Origin of the sequence: Pseudomonas sp. GL93, from assembly GCF_003408955.1 — a bacterium.
In the GTDB taxonomy this organism is placed as follows: domain Bacteria; phylum Pseudomonadota; class Gammaproteobacteria; order Pseudomonadales; family Pseudomonadaceae; genus Aquipseudomonas; species Aquipseudomonas paracarnis.
On record NZ_NKRF01000135.1, the window covers coordinates 23,273 to 41,449 of the forward strand.

The following is an 18,177-nucleotide window of genomic DNA, read 5'->3' on the forward strand; positions in this document are numbered from 1 at the left end:
AATGGCAGGCTCAAGAGGCCTTGTTATTGGACTTTTTCGCGGCGCTTTTTTTCGCCGCAGGTTTACCCGCCAGGCTGCGTTTGAGCAGTTCGGTCAGGTCGATGACATCCGCGGATTTGCGCTCTTCGCCGCCTTCGACCGTTTCCACATCTTCGATCTTGCCGGCCTTGGCCTTCTTCGCCACCAGCGCCCTGATCTTGTCCTGGAAGCTGTCACGGTATTCATCGGGCTGCCAATCGGCGCTCATGTCTTGCACCAGGCGCTTGGCCATGTCCAATTCACCTTTGGCCAGGGTCGGCTTTGTCACATCGCTGCCCAGTTCCAACTCATCCAGGCTGCGCACCTCTAAGGGCCAGCGCAGCATGACCAGCACCAGGGCCGACTCCAGCGGCATCAATGCGGCCAGGTGTTGCTTGGTGTGCAGCACCACATTGGCCAGGGCGACCTTGCCGGTTTTTTTCAGCGCTTCGCGCAGCAGTGCATAGACCTTGCCGCCGCGTTTATCCGGAGCGAGGAAGTAGGGTGTATCGATGTTTTGCAGGGGGATCTGGTCGCTGGCGACGAAGGCGATGATTTCGATGGTCTGGGTGGACTTGGGGTGGGCCGAGCGAATTTCGTCTTCGCTGAGCACCACGTAGCGTCCTTTTTCAAAGGCCACGCCCTTGACGATATTTTCCTTGGTGACTTCCTTGCCGGTGGTTTTGTTGATGCGCTTATAGCCCACCGGGTCCATGCTGCGCTTGTCCAGCCAGTCAAAGTCGACGCCCTGTGAAGAGGTCGCCGAGACCAGCGATACCGGGATGTGAACCAAGCCGAAACTGATGGCGCCTTTCCAGATTGCCCGTGGCATAGGTGTGATTCCTCAACGAAGAGCCTGTGTGCTGGTGACTCGCAGGGCAGGGCAAAAGTTTCGGCGGATAGATGCTCGGACAGATCGTGTTACACCTGATCAGAAACTATTTAGTGTCACAACGCGAACCCACGGCGTAGCGTGTTATCGAAAGCACGTAGTGCTTGGCATAGAGAGGTTGGCCATGAACCGTTGTGTACGTCATCTTGCAGCACTGGCGCTGGGCCTGGCCCTTGCGCCGTTGGCCCAGGCGCAAAACTTGCCAGGGCGTAGCGACCACGGCCCTATTCACCGGGCCAACCCCAATAGCATGCAGGGCACCCAGCCCAATGCACCGGAGGTTCGCAGTATCCAGCCCGTCCCGGCCAACCCGCGGCCGACGCTGGAAAACGGCGGCATCGGCAACCGCTACCCCAAGCAGGAGGCGGCCCCCAGCCGCCCGGCCACCGCACCCAAAGCGCCCACCTATGATGCCAACGGCAATCGCCGCTGAGGATTTCGCCTTATGTTTGTACGTAAAACCCTGCTAGCCGCCCTGTGCGCCACCGCGTTGCTGCCGTTGAGCGCGGTGTATGCCGCCGATAGTCAACAATTCCCCAGTGAGCAAGGCAGCATCACCGCCACGCCAGTCGCCAAGGGCCTGGACCATCCGTGGGCGCTGGCGTTTTTGCCCGACCAGCAAGGTTTCCTGGTGACCGAACGGCCTGGAAACCTGCGGTTTGTCAGCCCGGACGGCAAGCTGTCTGCGCCCTTGAAGGGCGTGCCGCAGGTATGGGCCAAAGGGCAGGGCGGGTTGCTGGATGTGGTGCTGTCGCCAGACTTCAAGCAGGACCGCCTGGTGTACCTGTCGTACGCCGAAGGCGGTGGCGAGGGCGGCAAGGCCGGCACAGCCGTAGGGCGTGGGCGCTTGGCAGCTGACTTGAGTGGCCTGGAGGACTTCAACGTGATCCTGCGCCAGGAGCCCAAGCTGTCTACCGGCAACCACTTCGGTTCGCGCCTGGCCTTCGACCGGGACGGCTATCTGTTCGTGACCCTGGGCGAGAACAACGACCGCCCCACGGCCCAAGACCTGGACAAGTTGCAAGGCAAAGTAGTGCGCATCTACCCGGATGGGCGCGTGCCGGACGACAACCCTTTTGTCGGTCAACCCGGCGTGCGTCCCGAGATCTGGTCCTATGGGCAGCGTAACCCGCAAGGGCTGGCCCTGAACCCCTGGAGCGGCACGATCTGGGAAAATGAACACGGGCCCCGTGGCGGTGATGAAGTCAATATCATCGAGCGCGGCAAGAACTACGGCTGGCCGTTGGCGACCCATGGCATCAACTATTCCCTGCTGCCGATTCCCGAAGCCAAGGGCAAAACGGCAGAGGGCACTGTGGCGCCCCATCATGTGTGGGAGAAGTCGCCGGGCGTCAGTGGCATGGCGTTCTATGACGGCGACCGGTTCAAGGCATGGCAGCACAACGTGTTTGTCGGTGCGCTGGTGAGTCAGGAGCTGATTCGGTTGCAGTTCGAGGGCGACAAGGTGGTCCACGAGGAACGCTTGTTGGGCGAATTGAAAGCGCGGATCCGCGATGTACGGCAGGGGCCGGATGGCTTTCTGTATGTGCTGACCGATGAGGATGATGGTGTGTTGTACCGGGTTGGGCTGAATCAGGACTAAACGTGTGGGAGGGGGCTGACAGCAGACGCAGATCTAATTGATGCCCCGCGATCCAACTGTGGGAGCTGGCTTGCCTGCGAAGGCGGTGGTTCAGTAACAGATGCAGCGACTGATACACCGTCTTCGCAGGCAAGCCAGCTCCCACATTGGATCTCATTCTGTCTGCAGAGTCGGGGTTATAGCCCCAGCTCAGTCAGGCCCGGATGCTCATCCGGGCGCCGTCCCAGCGGCCAATGAAACTTGCGTTCGCTTTCCTTGATCGGCATATCGTTGATGCAGGCAAAGCGGTTGGCCATCAAGCCGTTCTCATCGAACTCCCAGTTCTCATTGCCGTACGAGCGAAACCAGTTACCCGAATCATCGTGCCATTCATAGGCGTAGCGCACGGCGATGCGGTTATCAGTAAAGGCCCACAATTCCTTGATCAGTCGATAATCCAGTTCCTTGGCCCATTTACGGCTCAGGAACTGCTTGGCTTCTTCGCGGTTATGGGCAAATTCGGCGCGGTTACGCCAGTTCGTGTCCAGGGTGTAGGCCAGGGATACACGCTGCGGGTCGCGGGAGTTCCAGCCATCTTCGGCCAGGCGGACTTTTTCGATGGCAGACGTGCGGCTAAACGGCGGCAGGGGCGGGCGGACTTCTTCTTGGGCTGACATGGGCGACTCCTCAATGCAATAAAGGTTGGGTCGAAAGTTGCCTGGGCTGTGGGTTCAAAGTTGCAGTAAGGTCCGCGCCATGCATTGCGCATTATCGGCAGCTGTTGAATCACCCATGACCAGGGCAACGGTAATGGCGCCATCGATCAGGATCAGCAGTTGCGCGGCCTGCTGCTCCGGGTCGGGGGTGCCATGTGCTTGGCACAGTTCAAGTGCGTACTCGAACAGTTTGCGTTTATGGGCCTTGGCCAACAGGCGCACCGGGTCTTGGGCATCGCCGGTTTCACCACTGGTGTTGATAAAGGCGCAGCCACGAAAGTCTGCCGAGCCGAACCAGCCTTTGAGCGCGCTGAACAGCCCCAGCAGGCGCTCGCCGCTGTCGGCGCTGCGTTCCACTTCGCTGCGCAGCCATTGCATCCAGCGCTCGTCGCGGCGTTGCAGGGCGGCCACCACCAACTCATCCTTGTTGGCGAAGTAGCGGTAGATACTTTTTCTCGACACACCGGCGGTTTTCACCAGTAAGTCCATGCCGGTGGCAGCGATGCCGTGGCGATAGATCAACTTCTCGGTGACGTCGAGGATAATGTCGCGGGTTTCATTCTGGGTTATATCGTTCATGTCAAGCACAGTAGAACGATCGTTCTTCATGGTCAACAGTCTTTTTTCGATTGCCCGTTACGAGACCTGAGCAGCCTCATGGTGTAAGCTTTGGGCCTCTTCGGATTCGACCCATTGCGAGCCCTATGCCGTCGTTCTTCAAACGCTCCCTGTTGCCCAAGCTGCGCGGTTTTGCGCTGTCCACCGAGGCCCTTGAGGTGCTGCCCAGCGCCGACGCCTATCGTCGCTGCCTGTTGGAGAAAATCGCCCAGGCGACCCGGCGTATCTACATCGTTGCCTTGTACTTGCAGCAGGACGAGGCGGGGCAGGAAATCTACGACGCTTTGCACGCCGCCAAAGCCGCACGGCCCGAACTGGATATCGTGGTGATGGTTGATTGGCTGCGCGCCCAGCGCGGGTTGATCGGCGCGGGCAAGCAACCGGGCAACAGCGCCTGGTACCAGGCGATGACCCAGCGCCACGCCAGCGAAGTACCGGTGTACGGCGTGCCGGTGCAAACCCGCGAGCTGTTCGGCGTGTTACACCTCAAGGGTTTCGTGATCGATGACAGCGTGCTGTACAGCGGCGCCAGCCTGAACAATGTGTACCTGCACAAATTCGACAAATACCGCTTCGACCGTTATCACCTGATCCATAGCCAACCCTTGGCCGATTCGATGCAGCACCTGGTGGAACACGGCCTGGTGGCATCCAAGGCAGTGCATCGGCTGGACCTGCCAAACCCGCCCACCACCCGCAGCCTGCGCAACGATATCGGCGACCTGCGCAGCCGTCTCAAGCATGCGACCTACGACACCACCGCCGGGCAGTTGCCCAATGGCCATCTGTCGGTCAGCCCCTTGCTGGGCGTCGGCAAGAACAACCCGTTGAGCCGGGTGATCCTCGAACTGATCGCCAGCGCCCAGCAGCAACTGACTATCTGCACGCCGTATTTCAACCTGCCATTGCCGGTGACCCGCGAGATCAACCGCGCCCTGGCACGCGGTGTGAAGATCGACATCGTGGTGGGTGACAAGACCGCCAACGACTTCTATATCCCGCCCACTGAACCCTTCAAGGTGATTGCGGCGTTGCCGTACCTGTACGAGATCAGCCTGCGGCGCTTTGCCAAGCGGCACCAGCCGATGATCAACAGCGGCCAGTTGAACCTGCACTTATGGCGCGACGGCGATAACACCTATCACCTCAAGGGCATGTGGGTGGACGAGCGCTACACCTTGCTCACCGGCAACAACCTCAACCCGCGGGCGTTTCGCCTCGACTTGGAAAACGGCTTGCTGATCGACGACCCTCAAGGCCAATGGCTAGAGCCGCGAGGCGCTGAGCTTGCGAATATTTTCCAGCACACCACGCGTATCCAGGGTTACCAGCAATTGCAGACGCTGGTGGATTACCCGCCCGCCGTCGGCAAATTCCTGCGGCGTGTCAGCCGGGTGCGGATCGAGCGCTTGCTGTACCGCATCCTCTAGCCGAGCAACTGGCTGGCAAAAAAACACCCAGGCCCCTCGACAGGGACTGGGTGTTTTTCTGTGTGCGGCAGTTAGTTCAAGCCCAGCTTGCCGCGCAGGGTCGAGAGGTCTTCGGCCAAGGTGTTGACCGGGCCGACCAGGGCCTTGCGGTCGTTGTCCTTGACCTTGTCATAGGTCTCAAAGCCGCCGTCCTTGGTTTTGTACTTGGCCAGGATCTTGTCGACGCTGGCAAAGTTCTTGTCGACCTTGGCCAGGAAGGCCTGGTCTTGCTGCCCGATCTGGCCACGGAACAGGTCGACGATTTTCTTCGCGCCGTCGATGTTGCCCTGAAAGTCGTACAGGTCGGTGTGGCTGTAGCGGTCTTCTTCACCGGAGATCTTGGTGGCCGCGACTTCTTCGAGCAAGGCAGCGGCACCACCGACGACTTTCTCCGGCGGGAAGGTCAGGCCGTCGACGCGGGTCTTGAGGTCATTCACGTCCGCGTTGAGCTTGGCGGTCAGCGCTTGCAGGCCCTGGGTCGAGTTCTGCGAGAACAGCGCGTATTCGATCCGGTGGAAGCCCGTGAAATCTTCGGCCGTCACGCCTTTTTCATGGTCGTCGACACGCGAATCGATGGACGCGTCGAGGTCGCTGAACAGCTCGGCGATCGGCTCAATGGACTCATAGTGCACGCGGGTTGGCGCATAGAGCTTCTTGGCGGTGGCCAGGTCGCCTTTATTGATGGCGTCGGTGAACGCCTGGGTCTGGGTGACCAGTTCGCCGATTTCTTCGGTGACGTAGATCTTGTAATCCGACACCGGGCCCACCAGGTCCAACGGCGCAGTAGCGGCGAAGCTTGCCAGTGGCGAAAGGCTGAGTAACAACAACGCGATAGACGACTTCTTCATGGGAGACATTCCGCTCTGGTGTGTTTTAGGTCTTGGCAGGTTCGTGAGGGTGCGTTGCCGCGAGCAGCGTGCGCCCGATGAAATCCTTGGGCCCGGTGACCCCTGGCAAGGTGAAGAAATACCCGCCGCCCACCGGCTTGAGATACTCCTCCAATGGTTCACCGTTGAGCCGGGTTTGCACGCTGATAAAGCCTTTCTCCAGGTCAGCCTGGTAGCAGATGAACAACAAGCCCATGTCCAGTTGACCGTTTTTGTTGACGCCGTTGGAGTAGTTGAACGGCCGCCGCAGGATCAGGTTGGCCTGGGTCTGCGGGGTGCGCGGGTTGGCCAGGCGGATGTGGGCATCGAGCTTGGTCAACTTGCCTTCAGGGTCCTTGCTGTAGTCCGGGACCTGGGTTTCATGCTGGCCGTCCATGGGCGCGCCCGTGGGTTTGACACGGCCGATGATGCTTTCCTGTTCTTGCAACGGGGTGCGATCCCAGCGCTCGACAAAGTTACGGATGATGCGCACGGCCTGGTAGCTGCCATGGGCGGTCCAGGCCGGTTCGTCGCTGGTGGGTTGTACCCAGACGATCTGGTCCATGGCCTTGTCATCGTTGGAGTTGGGGTTGGCCGAGCCATCGCGAAAGCCCAGGAAGTTGCGCGCACTCTGCGCCGGTTCGCCGGGCTTGGACGGTGCCTGGGGCGGCACGCTGCCTTCTTGCTTCCAGCGCACCAGCAACAGGTCGGGCAGGTTTTTGACGATGTCGCGCAGGGCGTGGATATTGGTGTCCGGCGTGTTGGAGCTGAACTGCAGGCTCAGGTCGCCGTGGCACTGCGCCGGTTCCAGCGCATCATTGGGAAAACCGACCATGCGACTCAAGCGCTTGGGTTTGGCCGCCGCGAGGCCGAAGCGTTCGTCGAACAACGACTCGCCGACTGACACGGTGATGGTCAGGTTATCCGGCGTGACCACCGGGCCGAGGATACCGGAATCGGTGGGCGGCAATTTCGGGTCGACCTGGGGCACGGTGCCGCCCGTCATCAGGAACGCGATGCGCTCATTCAGGGTGCGAAACAGGCGTTCCAGGTCTTCGCGGTCGCTGGCCAGTACATCGAACGCCACGACCATGCCGCAGGCCGGGCGCGGGGTGACGATGCCGCTTTGGTGCTTGCCGAAAAACGCCTGGTGGTCCTGGGTCTTGTCGCTGCGCGGGGCCGTGGTGACTTGCTCGGCCACTGCTGCCATCGCCGGGCAGGACAGGCTGCTGCCGGCAATCGCAGCGCCGGTGGCCGCCATGCCCAACAGGACGCGGCGACGTTGGAGGTCAAACTGTTCTTTATCACTCATGTATGCGGTCGTCTTCACTGCAGGCCGGAAAGGCCAAGGGCGGGGTCGATTCCATCGAGTGCAACGGCCAGTGCCTTGGCCTTGTCGGCGATCTGCTTGCGCTGATCAGCTGTAACCTTGTCGTAGCTGGGGTAGCGGTCATTCACCTTGAGCCCGTTGAGTTCGGTGTCGAAGGCGCTGAGCGCGCTGTCGATAGTGGGTAACAGGTCGGCGGCGGACTTGCCCAGCAATGGACGCATCAGGTCGACGATTTTGTGCGCGACCTGCAGATTGGCGGCAAAGCCGTTCAAGTCGATGTGGCTGTAGCGTTCCTCTTCACCGCTCGCCGCGCGAACGTCTGCCAGGCTGTTGAGGTTGCGCACCACAATGCTCACCAGTTGCTCCGGTGGCAGAGACTGGGCCAGTAACTGTTGCTTGAGCGTGGTGACGTCGGCCACCAGTCGTTGGGCGACCGGCGCCAGGCCATCGAGGCTGTGCTGCTGGAACAGGCTGTATTCGAGGCGGTGGAAGCCGCTGAAGGCGGGGTCTTGCTCGCGCTTTTCAAAGTAGTCGGCGCGGGCGTTGATCGCGTTATCCAATTCGGCCAGGCGTTGAGAGGCAGGCGCCAGGCGCTGATACGCCTCACGGGCCGGCACATACATGGCCTGCGCCTGGGCCAGATCACCGGCGTCGATAGCCTGTTGCAGCGCCGTCACCGCCTTGATCAGCGCACCGCTCTGGCCGCTCAAGTACACACGGAACTCCGACAACGGGCCGATAAACGCCACCATCGACGGCTTGGCCTTAGCCTGGGCGTCGGACTCTGCCGTGGGCGTGACATGCAAGGTGCCACGCGGGTTGCTCAACAAGCCACAGGTAATGGCGTAGTCGCCGGGTAACAGGTTGGCATTGATCACCTGGCTCAGGCCCGGGGCAATATTTTCCCGTTCTTCGACCACCAGCACGCCGTCGAGGATTTCCCACTCCACCGCACGGTCGGAGCGGTTGATGATACGAAAGCTTGCGCGCCCGGCCGGCACGGTGAGGGCGTTGGGCTCGCAGGCGTGGCTGTGAATCGTGACTGCGATTTCATTGTGGTTGGTCTGGCGTTTGGTCGCGGCCAATTGCGAGGCGTAGTAGAACAGGCCACCGGCGGCGATCATCACCACCACCGAGCCGGCCACACCCCAGCGCAAGGCGCGGGATGGCGGGGCCGATTGAGGGGTTGGGTTGGACAAGAGACGGTCCTTACTGGCTGGAAACGGAAGAAGTCGTGGCGACAGGCTTGGCGGGGGCCGAGGGCAGGAAGAACATCACCAGGGCCACCACCAGGTAAATCAGATAGGCGCCCAGGGTGCTGACGGTCGGCGCCTCCTGGTAGCCGAACATGCCGGCCAGTACCGAGCCGAGCGGGCTGTCCATGGGTAATGCAGCGCTGAAATCGAACAGCACGGTCTGCCAGTGGTTCCACACGCCGGCTTCGTGCAAGGCTTGCACCGAGTTGGCGAGAATGCCGGCCGCGACCACCAGGATGAACAGGCCAGTCCAGCGGAAAAACGCGCTGAGGTTCAGGCGCATGCTGCCGGAATAGATCAGGAAACCCACGACAATGGCCAGGACCAGGCCGAGCAGGGCGCCCACCGGAGCGCCCGGGCCTTCGCTTTGCTGAAACACGGCTAACAGAAAGAACACCGTCTCCAGCCCTTCGCGGGCCACGGCAAAAAACACCATGGCGATCAGGGCGAACACCTGATGACTGGAACCGGCCAACGCATGGTCGAGGGATTCATGCAGCGAGTGTTTAATCGAGCGCGCTACTTTGCGCATCCAGAACACCATGGAACTGAGAATACCCACGGCGACCAGGCCGACGACACCTTCAAACAATTCCTGCTGCTTTTGCGGGAATTCCGCACTGACCAATTCCAGGCCGCCGCCCACCAGCAGCGCCAGCGCCGCCGCAAGGAAAACGCCGATCCACACCGCAGGCATCCACTGGCCACGCCCGGTCTGTTGCAGGTAACTGGCGATAATGCCAACGATCAATGCCGCTTCAATGCCTTCGCGCAGCATGATTAAAAAAGGAACAAGCATCGGGCACCCGGGCACAACTAGTTAGGGAGCTAAGTTGTAACATAATGATACTCATTGCCAAACAAGAAATATTGACCTTTGCTGAACGTGGGCTGAACAGTGGTGGCGAAGCGCAACCGCCTTTATGATGCGGGCCAATCAGACCGCAGCCGGATAGCTCAACGCCCCATGTCGGAAAAAGACACCATCTCCATTCACCTCGTGCGCGAAGCGCTGTTGCAGAGTTGCGCGCCGGGAGCGGCCACCGTTGAGGCATTGAGCAAAGTCGGGATTGATCCGGCGTTGCTTGAGCAGCCCGACGCTCGCGTGGCGGCCACGGCCTATGCACGCCTGTGGCGCTTGCTGGCGCGGCGCAGGGGCGATGAGTTTTTTGGCATGGACCCACGCCCACTCAAGTCCGGCAGCCTGGCGTTTCTGTGTCGCGCCGCCATGGCGCAACCCAGCCTGGCTGCGGGCCTGGAAACCGGCTTGGGGTTTCTCTCGCTGATGCTGGAGCACCTTCCGGCCCAGCTGGTGCGCCAACAGAGCCTGGCGGAGATCGTCCTGCTCGAACCTGAGCATGAACCCAAGCGTGCGTTTACCTACTTCACCTACTGGATGATCGTCCACGGTGTCGCCTGCTGGCTGGCGGGGCGGCGCATCCCGATCCTCGCCATTGAACTGCGTTGCGCACAGCCGGACTTCTGTGACGATTATCAGGTGATGTTTTCTGACAACCTGCGCTTTGATCGACCACGCACCCGCATGATCTTTTCAGCCGACTGCCTGGACCTGCCGATCAAGCGCAGCCCGCAGGAGCTCCAACGTTTTCTCGCTCATGCACCGGCTAACATCTTGGTCAAATACCGCGACCCGGAAAGCCTCGCCACGCGCATCAAGCACGACCTTCGGCAGATGCCTCCCGACACCTGGCCGGAAACCGAGGGGCTTGCCGCCAGGTTGTGTATTTCTGCGTCCACACTACGCCGCCGCCTGGCGGAAGAGGGGCAGACCTATCAGGGCCTCAAGGACAGCGTGCGCAAAGAACTGGCGATTGTGTGGTTGGCCGAACCCCAGATCAGTTTTGCCGAAATCGCCACGCGGTTGGGGTTTGCCGATGCGAGTTCGTTTTATAAGGCGTTTCGTAAGTGGTCTGGATCGAATCCCGGGCATTATCGAAGTTTGATTTTGAACGAGTCGAGTCGACTCTAACTTCCGTCGTGCGGGATTAGGACAATTCTCACTTATTCCTTCACCCAAGTATGACAGAACGCTCCTTCGATATTTTAGGACGTGGCTGGCATATTTAGCGCTTGATTTCGTGCACCGTAAGCAACGTGTTCCTACCCGCATTAGTGGGTGCTTGATATCTGCTGGGTTGATATCGAGTGTCATGTGCTGGCAGCCGTTGCTTAACTGCGAGGTGCGCTTATGGGGAAATAAAAGATCAGATATATCGAGTGGGTATTTATTTACTATTTGCTGATTTGAGGTGAGATCATGAAAGGTCTTATTGCGTTGCCGTGTCTCGCGTTAATGCTTTTGTCTGCTCAGGTGTCGGCCTTGTGTCTGTATATAAGTGATAGCTATAGCGGGCTTTTGCCACCTGGTGTCGAAACGACAGTGTATGGCCCGTTCACAATAACTTCCGCGAATGGATGTGCGGGTGCGACTATTGATGCCTCAGCTTCCACGGGAGGAGGGCGGGCGCCACAGTTGATTATCCAAAAGCAGTTGGGAGCCTCTTGGCAATCTGTTGCGACAAGCTTTGGGAGCAGCGCTTCATACTCTGGATCGTTTGGTACCTATCGAGTCGCTATGTTCAATTCCGACCCTGATGTGAAATCCTACTCAGGCACCGCCAAATACGGCCGCTGAAGGCCTGCAATGGCAGTGCGTTAAGATCCTCCTTAGCGCACTGCCCAAACGACTTGGATTCAAGCTTGCTCATGAATCTTTAAATCACTTCTGGAAGAATTGACGAAGTAGGTCAATGCGCCTATCGCGTGATTGGCATCTATCATCCCCCGCCGCCACCTCAACGTATCTTCTTTCACGTCTGCAGGATTATTTTCAAGGAAATCATTGTAGTCCTCAAGCCGCTCATTAAACAAAGCAATGGCGTTGAATTTAACGTCTGTTTCTGTAGGAAGACCATCTGCACCACTCGCCAAATTGCCTTCGGCGAATATTACAAATGCATGTATATCTATCATTTCATTGTCGAATAATCGTCGCGCTACTTTTCTGAGGTCATCTGAGCTTATGGCTGTCATGTCAAAGCCCTTTAAATATTCTTTCAGGTCGGCGATTTTTTTTGTTTCACCAAGATTTAGTGTGTCAGCTGCTACGGACTCCTCAGTGATCGTGAATTCATTCGTTATTTGGTCAGGATTTTTAATAACGTAAGCGTTGGTTGCCTTGGTATGCCTCATCTGCTCAGCAGTCAACATGATAGCCATGTCGCCTTCCTCCGTTAGTAAGTGGCACTTGGTTGTCGACACGTGCGCCAATTACTTTAACGTGGGTGTACCGCTTGCCTACATGAAAATGCACTGTTGTTTCTGAAGTATTTAAACCTGGAAGCCAGGTATAGCGCAGTACTAGGAAATTACCTACGAAGGACTTCTTAATTGGCTTACAGAAATAACTTTCAACATTTTAGGAAGTCCTGACAAAAAAAAGCCCCGCGACCGAATGGACCGCAGGGCTAAAAATTGGCTGGATGCGACCAACCAAAGGAGCTCTTTACCTCACTTGCTGCTGGCAACCACCGTATCCGGCTGCCAGCCACCACCCAAGGCCTTGTAGATCGCCACAATGCCGCGATACAGGTCCACTTCGGCCTGGGCCTGGGAGTCTTCGGCGGCCAGGCGTTCGCGCTGGGCGTCGAGCAGTACCAGGAAGTCCACGGTGCCTTCGCGGTAGCGGATCGCGGCGAGGTCGGCGGCGGCGCGGCTGGATTCGCTTTGGCGGATCAGCGAGACCAGGCGTTGCTGGCGCTTGCCGTAATCGCTGAAGGCGTTCTCGGACTCTTCCAGGGCCAGCAGCACTTGCTGTTCGTAGGTTGCCAACGCGCCATCGGCTTCGGCATTCGCGCCACGCAGACGAGCACGCACGCTGCCCAGGTCAAACGCTGCCCAGGTGATGCTCGGGCCCAAAGACCAGGCATTCGCGGCGGCCGAGCCGATCTGCGAACCACGCCCGGCGGTGAAGCCGAGGAAACCGCTGAGGCTCACCCGTGGGAACAGGTCGGCCTTGGCCACGCCAATACGTGCGGTGGCGGCGGCCAATTTGCGTTCGGCGCTGAGAATGTCCGGGCGCCGTTGCAGCAGTTGCCCCGGGTCGCCAATCGGCAACGCCTTGGCAATCGCTGGCAGGTCTTTCGGGCTCAGGTCCACGCTCAGCTTGTCGGGGCGCTGGCCGAGGAGGGTGGCGATGCGGTTGCGCTCGCGCACTTGTTCGGCCTGCAGTTGCGGCACGCTGGCTTCAACCGCCGCCAGGCGCGCATCGGCGCGTTCGACGTCGAGCTGATCACCTACGCCGGCATCCCGCAGGCTGACGGTGATGGTGCGCGACTCCTGCTGGTTCTTCAGGTTGTCCAGGGCGATGCGTTCACGCAGTTGCGCGCCACGCAGTTGGCCGTAAGCATCCACCAGTTCGGCAATCATGGTGACTTGCAGTTGGTACAGGTCGGCTTCGGCCACCTGTTGGTCAGCGTCGCTGGCTTCCAGGTTGCGGCGGATGCGCCCGAACAAATCCACTTCCCAGGCCATGTCCAGGCCCAGGTCGTAGCGCTCGCTGTTGACGCGTTTGGTAGTCTGGCCTGGAATCTGGCCCTTGCCCACATCGCTGCTGGCGCGGGAGGTGACCACCGGCATGATGTCGTTGGCCGCATCATCACGGATGGCCCGTGCCGCCCGCAGACGGGCGAAGGCCACGCGCAGGTCGCGGTTGCCGCTCAGGGACTGGGTCACCAGCTGGTTGAGGGTCGGGTCGTCGAACTGCTGCCACCAGATGCCTTCGTACTTGGCATGGTCGTAGCTTTTGCTGTCGGCGGCGGCCGTGATGTTGGCCGCCTCCAGTTGCTGGGTCTTATAGTCCGGGCCTACGGCACAGGCGGCGAGCGCCAGCACCAACAGGCTCGGCAGGAATACTTTCACACTCATTGCTGTGTCTCCAGCTTCAAGGCCTTGGCCGCTTTGCGCGCTTCACTGCGCTCGACATAGCGACGGATCAGTACGTAGAACACTGGCGTCAGCAACAGACCGAAGAAGGTCACACCGATCATCCCGGAGAACACTGCCACGCCCATGGCATGGCGCATCTCGGCACCGGCACCGCTGGACAGCACCAGTGGCACCACACCCATGATGAACGCGAACGAGGTCATCAGGATCGGCCGCAGACGCAGGCGGCAGGCTTCCAGTACTGCGGCGAGCGGGTCGAGGCCTTCCTGCTGTTTATCCTTGGCGAACTCGACGATCAGAATCGCGTTCTTGCACGCCAGGCCCACCAGTACGATCAGGCCGATCTGGGTGAAGATGTTGTTGTCGCCGCCTGAGATGATCACCCCGGTGATGGCCGACAGCAGTGTCATCGGTACGATCAGGATCACCGCCAGCGGCAGGCTCCAGCTTTCGTATTGGGCGGCCAGTACCAGGAACGCCAGCAGCACGCAGAGCGGGAACACGAACAGCGCGGTATTGCCCGAAAGGATTTGCTGATAGGTCAGGTCGGTCCACTCGTAGGTCATGCCGTTGGGCAGTTCATCTTTGAGCAGTTTTTCAATCGCGGCCTGGGCCTGGCCAGAGCTGTAGCCCGGCGCGGCGTTGCCGTTGATTTCGGCGGTGATGAAGCCGTTGTAGTGCATCACACGGTCCGGGCCCGAGGTATCGCTGACCTTGATAAAGGTCGCCAGCGGGATCATCTCGCCTCTGTTATTGCGCACTTTCAATTGGCCGATCTGGTCGGAGTCTTGGCGGAACTGCTGCTCGGCCTGCACGTTGACCTGATAGGTACGCCCGAAGCGGTTAAAGTCGTTGGCATACAACGAACCCAGGTAGACCTGCAGGGTGTCGAAGATGTCACTGATCGCCACGCCGTGGGTCTTGGCCTTTTCGCGGTCGATAGCCGCGTCCACTTGCGGCACGTTGACCGTGTAGCTGGTGAACAGGCCGAACAGTTCAGGCACGCTGTGGCTCTTGGCAATCACGTTCTGCACTTCTTTATACAGCTCGTCATAGCCGAGGTTGCCACGGTCTTCGATCTGCAGACGGAAGCCCCCGATGGTGCCCAGGCCTTGTACCGGCGGCGGCGGGAAGATCGCCATGTAGGCTTCTTCGATATTGGCGTATTGGCCGTTCAGTGCACCGGCAATCGCACCGGCAGACATGCTTGGGTCTTTACGCTCATCGAAGGGCTTCAAGGTCACGAACACGATGCCGCTGTTCGGGCTGTTGGTGAACCCGTTGATCGACAGGCCCGGGAAGGCAATTGCAGCTTCCACGCCGGGTTGTTTCAGGGCGATCTCCGACATGCGCTTCATCACGTTTTCGGTGCGGTCCAGGCTTGCGGCGTCGGGCAGTTGGGCGAAGGCCACCAGGTATTGCTTGTCCTGGGCCGGGACGAAACCGGTCGGCGTGTGGGCAAACCCGAAGAACGTCAGCACCATCAAGCCTGCGTAGACGAACAAGGCAATACCGCTGCCGCGAATCACTCGGCGCACGGTGCCTACATAGCCATGGCTGGCCTTTTCGAAAAAGCGGTTGAAGGGACGGAACAGCCAGCCACCGAAGATCTTGTCGAGGAACTTCGAGAACCGATCCTTCGGCGCGTCGTGACCGCGCAGCAACACAGCGGCCAGTGCAGGAGACAGGGTCAGGGAGTTGAACGCTGAGATCACGGTTGAGATCGCGATGGTCAAGGCGAACTGCTTGTAGAACTGCCCGGTCAAGCCACTGATAAAGGCGGCCGGAATGAACACCGCACACAGCACCAGCGCCGTGGCGATGATGGGGCCGGTCACTTCACTCATGGCTTTTTCGGTCGCTGGGAACGGCTCAAGGCCCAGCTCGATATTACGCTCAACGTTCTCCACCACCACAATGGCGTCGTCCACCACAATACCGATGGCCAGTACCAGGCCGAACAATGACAGGGCGTTCAGCGAGAACCCGAACAGGTGCATCACCGCAAACGTACCGATCAACGAAACCGGCACCGCCACCAACGGGATAATCGAGGCGCGCCAGGTCTGCAGGAACAGGATCACCACCAATACCACGAGGATCAATGCTTCAAACAGGGTATGCACCACCGCTTCGATGGAACCGCGTACAAAGATGGTCGGGTCATAGGCGATGCGGTAATCCATGCCCGCCGGAAAGCTCTTTTTCAGCTCGGCCATCTTGCTGCGCACATCGTTGGAGATGTCGATGGCATTGGAGCCGGGACGCTGGAAAATCGGAATCGCAACGGCCGGCTGGTTATCGATCAGCGAGCGCAGCGCGTATTGGCTGGAGCCCAGCTCGACCCGGGCGATGTCCTTGAGGCGCGTGATTTCACCGTTGGCGCCGGCGCGAATCACGATGTTCTCGAACTCTTCTTCAGTGACCAGGCGGCCCTGGGTATTGACCGACAACTGGAAGCTGGTGTCACTCGGCGCAGGCTGGGCGCCCAGGGCACCGGCTGCCACCTGGCGGTTCTGCTCGCGGATCGCCGTGACCACATCGGTGGCGGTCAGGTTGCGCGAAGCGGTTTTGTTCGGGTCGAGCCACACGCGCAGGGAGTAGTCGCCCATGCCGAACAACTGCACGTCACCGACGCCGCCCAGGCGTGCCAGTTCATCCTTGATATTGAGGATCGCGTAGTTGGACAGGTACAGCATGTCGTAACGCTGATCCGGGGAGGTCAAGTGCACCACCATGGTCAGGTCGGGGGAGGCCTTGTCCACGGTAATGCCGATGCGCGTCACTTCCTCTGGCAGCTTGGGCTGGGTGCGCGTCACACGGTTTTGCACCTGCACCTGCGCGTTGTCCAGGTCGGTGCCCAGGGCGAAGGTGATGGTCAGGGTCAGCTTGCCGTCAGCGGTGGATTGCGAGGACATATACAGCATGTTCTCGACACCCGTGATGGCTTGCTCCAACGGCGCGGCCACGGTTTCACCGATGACTTTGGGGTTGGCACCCGGGAAGTTGGCGCGCACCACCACGGTCGGCGGTACCACTTCCGGGTATTCGCTGATCGGCAGTTGGAACAACGAGATCGCGCCGGCGATCAGGATCAACAGCGACAGCACCGCTGCGAAGATCGGCCGTGAAATGAAGAACTTGGAAAAATTCATCTTAGGTATCCCTTAACCGCGTGGAGTCGCAGCGCTGGCGAGCTTGGGCGCTGCGGTTTGCGGCGCTACTTGCTCCAGGTTGCTGGCTTCAAGCGCTTGTCGTTGTTGGGCCAAGGCGGCGAGGGTTTCCTTGCTGGCCATCGGGATGGTTTCTGGTGCGACCGGTGAGCCTGGGCGAACACGCTGCAGGCCCTTGACGATTACGGTGTCGTCCTTGGTCAGGCCGCTGCGCACGATGCGCAGGCCTTCGATTTTCGGCCCCAGTTCCACCGCGCGATAAGCCGGCTTGTCGCCGTCCATCACCAGTACGAATTTCTTGCCCAGGTCGGTGCCGACGGCTTCGTCATTGATCAACACCGCCGAATAGGTACCGCTGCCGACCAGTTTCAAGCGCGCATACAGGCCAGGGGTGTATTCGCCCTTGCTGTTGTCGAACACTGCACGGCCACGGATGGTGCCGGTAGCCGGGTTGACCTGGTTGTCGACGAAGTTCATCTGGCCCAGGTGCGGGTTGCCGGTTTCGTTGGACAGGCCCAGGTACACAGGGGTGGTTGCGCCACGCCGGCCTTCACGGGCCAGTTCGGTGTACTTGAGGAATACACGCTCATCGGCGTCGAAGTAGGCGTAGACCTTGTCGGTGGAGACCACGCTGGTAAGCGCAGTGGTATCGGCGGTCACCAGGTTGCCGGCGGTGATTTCGGCACGGCTGACGCGGCCACTGATGGGCGAGGTCACGCGCGTAAAACTCAGGTTCAGCTTGGCCAGGTCCAACTGCGCCTGGATCCCGGCCATCGCGGCACGGGCTTCCTGGGCGGCGGTGGTGCGCGAGTCGGCCAGTTCGGCAGAGATCGCATTGCTCTGGCGCAGGCGTTCACCGCGTTGCGCTTCGTTTTCGCTGCGGGTGGCGGCGGCTTTGGTCTGAGCCAGTTGGGCCTCCAGGCGGCGCACTTCGGCCTGGAACGGGCGCGGGTCGATCTGGAACAGCAGGTCGCCTTTCTTCACCAGCGCGCCTTCGGTGAACGCCACCTGGTCAATCTGGCCGGACACCCGCGGACGAATCTGCACGGTTTCCGGCGCTTCAAGGCGCCCGGTGAACTCGTCCCACTCGTTGACCGGTTGTTCCAGCACCTTGGCCACGCTGACCTTGGCAGGAGGCATGGCGGCCGCTTGTTCCGGGGTCTTGCCGCACGCGCTCATCACCACTACGGCCAAGATCGCCAAGGGGAAGCGCAAATGTTTGAGTGACTGTTCCATGAGGTGCATCCGCCAATGTATTTGAGATGGGCGGATCATGCGCGGGGAGGTGC

Annotated in this window: 15 protein-coding genes; 4 read left to right on the forward strand and 11 right to left on the reverse strand. The window is 60.0% G+C overall.

Features of this window, described 5'->3' with window-relative positions:
• Positions 1-10: 10 nt before the first annotated feature.
• A complete protein-coding gene (locus CER19_RS27820) occupies positions 11-850 on the reverse strand; it encodes a Ku protein (protein ID WP_116668714.1) in 840 nt (279 codons plus the stop codon).
• A 184-nt stretch (positions 851-1,034) separates the two neighbouring features.
• On the opposite strand from CER19_RS27820, the gene CER19_RS27825 reads away from it, so the two are divergent.
• Positions 1,035-1,343: a hypothetical protein gene (locus CER19_RS27825; protein ID WP_116668715.1), complete on the forward strand. Its 309-nt coding sequence runs from the start codon at positions 1,035-1,037 to the stop codon at positions 1,341-1,343.
• 12 nt (positions 1,344-1,355) lie between these two features.
• Positions 1,356-2,513 (forward strand): PQQ-dependent sugar dehydrogenase, encoded by a 1,158-nt coding sequence (locus tag CER19_RS27830; protein WP_116668716.1) that lies wholly within the window; start codon positions 1,356-1,358, stop codon positions 2,511-2,513.
• A 176-nt stretch (positions 2,514-2,689) separates the two neighbouring features.
• Here the strand turns inward: CER19_RS27830 and CER19_RS27835 are convergent, their stop codons facing one another.
• Both CER19_RS27835 and CER19_RS27840 read right to left on the reverse strand, forming a co-directional pair.
• Positions 2,690-3,169, reverse strand: a complete 480-nt coding sequence (locus tag CER19_RS27835) for a nuclear transport factor 2 family protein (RefSeq protein ID WP_116668717.1) — start codon at positions 3,167-3,169, stop codon at positions 2,690-2,692.
• A 54-nt stretch (positions 3,170-3,223) separates the two neighbouring features.
• Positions 3,224-3,787 carry a TetR/AcrR family transcriptional regulator gene (locus tag CER19_RS27840; RefSeq protein WP_116668718.1) on the reverse strand — a complete coding sequence of 188 codons (564 nt, stop codon included), beginning with the start codon at positions 3,785-3,787 and terminating at the stop codon, positions 3,224-3,226.
• 125 nt (positions 3,788-3,912) lie between these two features.
• Between CER19_RS27840 and pssA the strand changes: the two genes are divergently transcribed.
• Positions 3,913-5,256: a CDP-diacylglycerol--serine O-phosphatidyltransferase gene (pssA, locus tag CER19_RS27845; protein WP_116668719.1), complete on the forward strand. Its 1,344-nt coding sequence runs from the start codon at positions 3,913-3,915 to the stop codon at positions 5,254-5,256.
• Between the two features lie 71 nt (positions 5,257-5,327).
• On the opposite strand, the gene efeO (CER19_RS27850) is transcribed toward pssA, so the two are convergent.
• The 4 genes from efeO (CER19_RS27850) to efeU are packed head-to-tail and all read right to left on the reverse strand — an operon-like array spanning position 5,328 to position 9,546.
• A complete protein-coding gene (gene efeO / locus CER19_RS27850; protein WP_014718370.1) occupies positions 5,328-6,143 on the reverse strand; it encodes an iron uptake system protein EfeO in 816 nt (271 codons plus the stop codon).
• Between the two features lie 25 nt (positions 6,144-6,168).
• The gene (gene efeB, locus CER19_RS27855; RefSeq protein ID WP_116668782.1) at positions 6,169-7,473 is read right to left on the reverse strand and encodes an iron uptake transporter deferrochelatase/peroxidase subunit; all 1,305 of its coding nucleotides are present in this window, start codon (positions 7,471-7,473) and stop codon (positions 6,169-6,171) included.
• Between the two features lie 14 nt (positions 7,474-7,487).
• A complete protein-coding gene (efeO, locus tag CER19_RS27860) occupies positions 7,488-8,690 on the reverse strand; it encodes an iron uptake system protein EfeO (protein WP_116668720.1) in 1,203 nt (400 codons plus the stop codon).
• Between the two features lie 10 nt (positions 8,691-8,700).
• Positions 8,701-9,546 (reverse strand): iron uptake transporter permease EfeU, encoded by an 846-nt coding sequence (gene efeU / locus CER19_RS27865; RefSeq protein WP_116668721.1) that lies wholly within the window; start codon positions 9,544-9,546, stop codon positions 8,701-8,703.
• A 168-nt stretch (positions 9,547-9,714) separates the two neighbouring features.
• Between efeU and CER19_RS27870 the strand changes: the two genes are divergently transcribed.
• Positions 9,715-10,737: an AraC family transcriptional regulator gene (locus CER19_RS27870; protein ID WP_116668722.1), complete on the forward strand. Its 1,023-nt coding sequence runs from the start codon at positions 9,715-9,717 to the stop codon at positions 10,735-10,737.
• Positions 10,738-11,462: 725 nt separating this feature from the next.
• Here CER19_RS27870 and CER19_RS27875 read toward each other — a convergent pair.
• From CER19_RS27875 to mexE, 4 genes are all read right to left on the reverse strand, one after another.
• Complete coding sequence (locus CER19_RS27875) at positions 11,463-11,987, reverse strand: hypothetical protein (RefSeq protein ID WP_116668723.1); 525 nt, start codon at positions 11,985-11,987, stop codon at positions 11,463-11,465.
• Positions 11,988-12,278: 291 nt separating this feature from the next.
• Positions 12,279-13,694, reverse strand: a complete 1,416-nt coding sequence (locus CER19_RS27880; protein WP_116668724.1) for an efflux transporter outer membrane subunit — start codon at positions 13,692-13,694, stop codon at positions 12,279-12,281.
• Positions 13,691-16,870: an efflux RND transporter permease subunit gene (locus CER19_RS27885; RefSeq protein ID WP_116668725.1), complete on the reverse strand. Its 3,180-nt coding sequence runs from the start codon at positions 16,868-16,870 to the stop codon at positions 13,691-13,693. The genes CER19_RS27880 and CER19_RS27885 overlap by 4 nt, the downstream gene beginning before the upstream one ends.
• A 12-nt stretch (positions 16,871-16,882) precedes the next feature.
• Positions 16,883-18,124, reverse strand: coding sequence for a multidrug efflux RND transporter periplasmic adaptor subunit MexE (mexE, locus tag CER19_RS27890; RefSeq protein WP_116668783.1), 1,242 nt, complete (start codon positions 18,122-18,124; stop codon positions 16,883-16,885).
• Between the last annotated feature and the right edge of the window lie 53 nt (positions 18,125-18,177).

What these genes read in the sequence shown, in the direction of transcription:
- pssA (WP_116668719.1), top strand. Translation starts at nt 3,913, where the DNA reads ATGCCGTCGTTCTTCAAACGCTCCCTGTTGCCCAAGCTGCGCGGTTTT.
- CER19_RS27830 (WP_116668716.1), top strand. Translation starts at nt 1,356, where the DNA reads ATGTTTGTACGTAAAACCCTGCTAGCCGCCCTGTGCGCCACCGCGTTG.
- CER19_RS27875 (WP_116668723.1), bottom strand. Translation starts at nt 11,987, where the DNA reads ATGGCTATCATGTTGACTGCTGAGCAGATGAGGCATACCAAGGCAACC.
- CER19_RS27870 (WP_116668722.1), top strand. Translation starts at nt 9,715, where the DNA reads ATGTCGGAAAAAGACACCATCTCCATTCACCTCGTGCGCGAAGCGCTG.
- efeB (WP_116668782.1), bottom strand. Translation starts at nt 7,473, where the DNA reads ATGAGTGATAAAGAACAGTTTGACCTCCAACGTCGCCGCGTCCTGTTG.
- CER19_RS27840 (WP_116668718.1), bottom strand. Translation starts at nt 3,787, where the DNA reads ATGAACGATATAACCCAGAATGAAACCCGCGACATTATCCTCGACGTC.
- CER19_RS27880 (WP_116668724.1), bottom strand. Translation starts at nt 13,694, where the DNA reads ATGAGTGTGAAAGTATTCCTGCCGAGCCTGTTGGTGCTGGCGCTCGCC.
- efeO (WP_014718370.1), bottom strand. Translation starts at nt 6,143, where the DNA reads ATGAAGAAGTCGTCTATCGCGTTGTTGTTACTCAGCCTTTCGCCACTG.
- CER19_RS27835 (WP_116668717.1), bottom strand. Translation starts at nt 3,169, where the DNA reads ATGTCAGCCCAAGAAGAAGTCCGCCCGCCCCTGCCGCCGTTTAGCCGC.
- CER19_RS27825 (WP_116668715.1), top strand. Translation starts at nt 1,035, where the DNA reads ATGAACCGTTGTGTACGTCATCTTGCAGCACTGGCGCTGGGCCTGGCC.
- mexE (WP_116668783.1), bottom strand. Translation starts at nt 18,124, where the DNA reads ATGGAACAGTCACTCAAACATTTGCGCTTCCCCTTGGCGATCTTGGCC.
- efeU (WP_116668721.1), bottom strand. Translation starts at nt 9,546, where the DNA reads ATGCTTGTTCCTTTTTTAATCATGCTGCGCGAAGGCATTGAAGCGGCA.
- CER19_RS27820 (WP_116668714.1), bottom strand. Translation starts at nt 850, where the DNA reads ATGCCACGGGCAATCTGGAAAGGCGCCATCAGTTTCGGCTTGGTTCAC.
- CER19_RS27885 (WP_116668725.1), bottom strand. Translation starts at nt 16,870, where the DNA reads ATGAATTTTTCCAAGTTCTTCATTTCACGGCCGATCTTCGCAGCGGTG.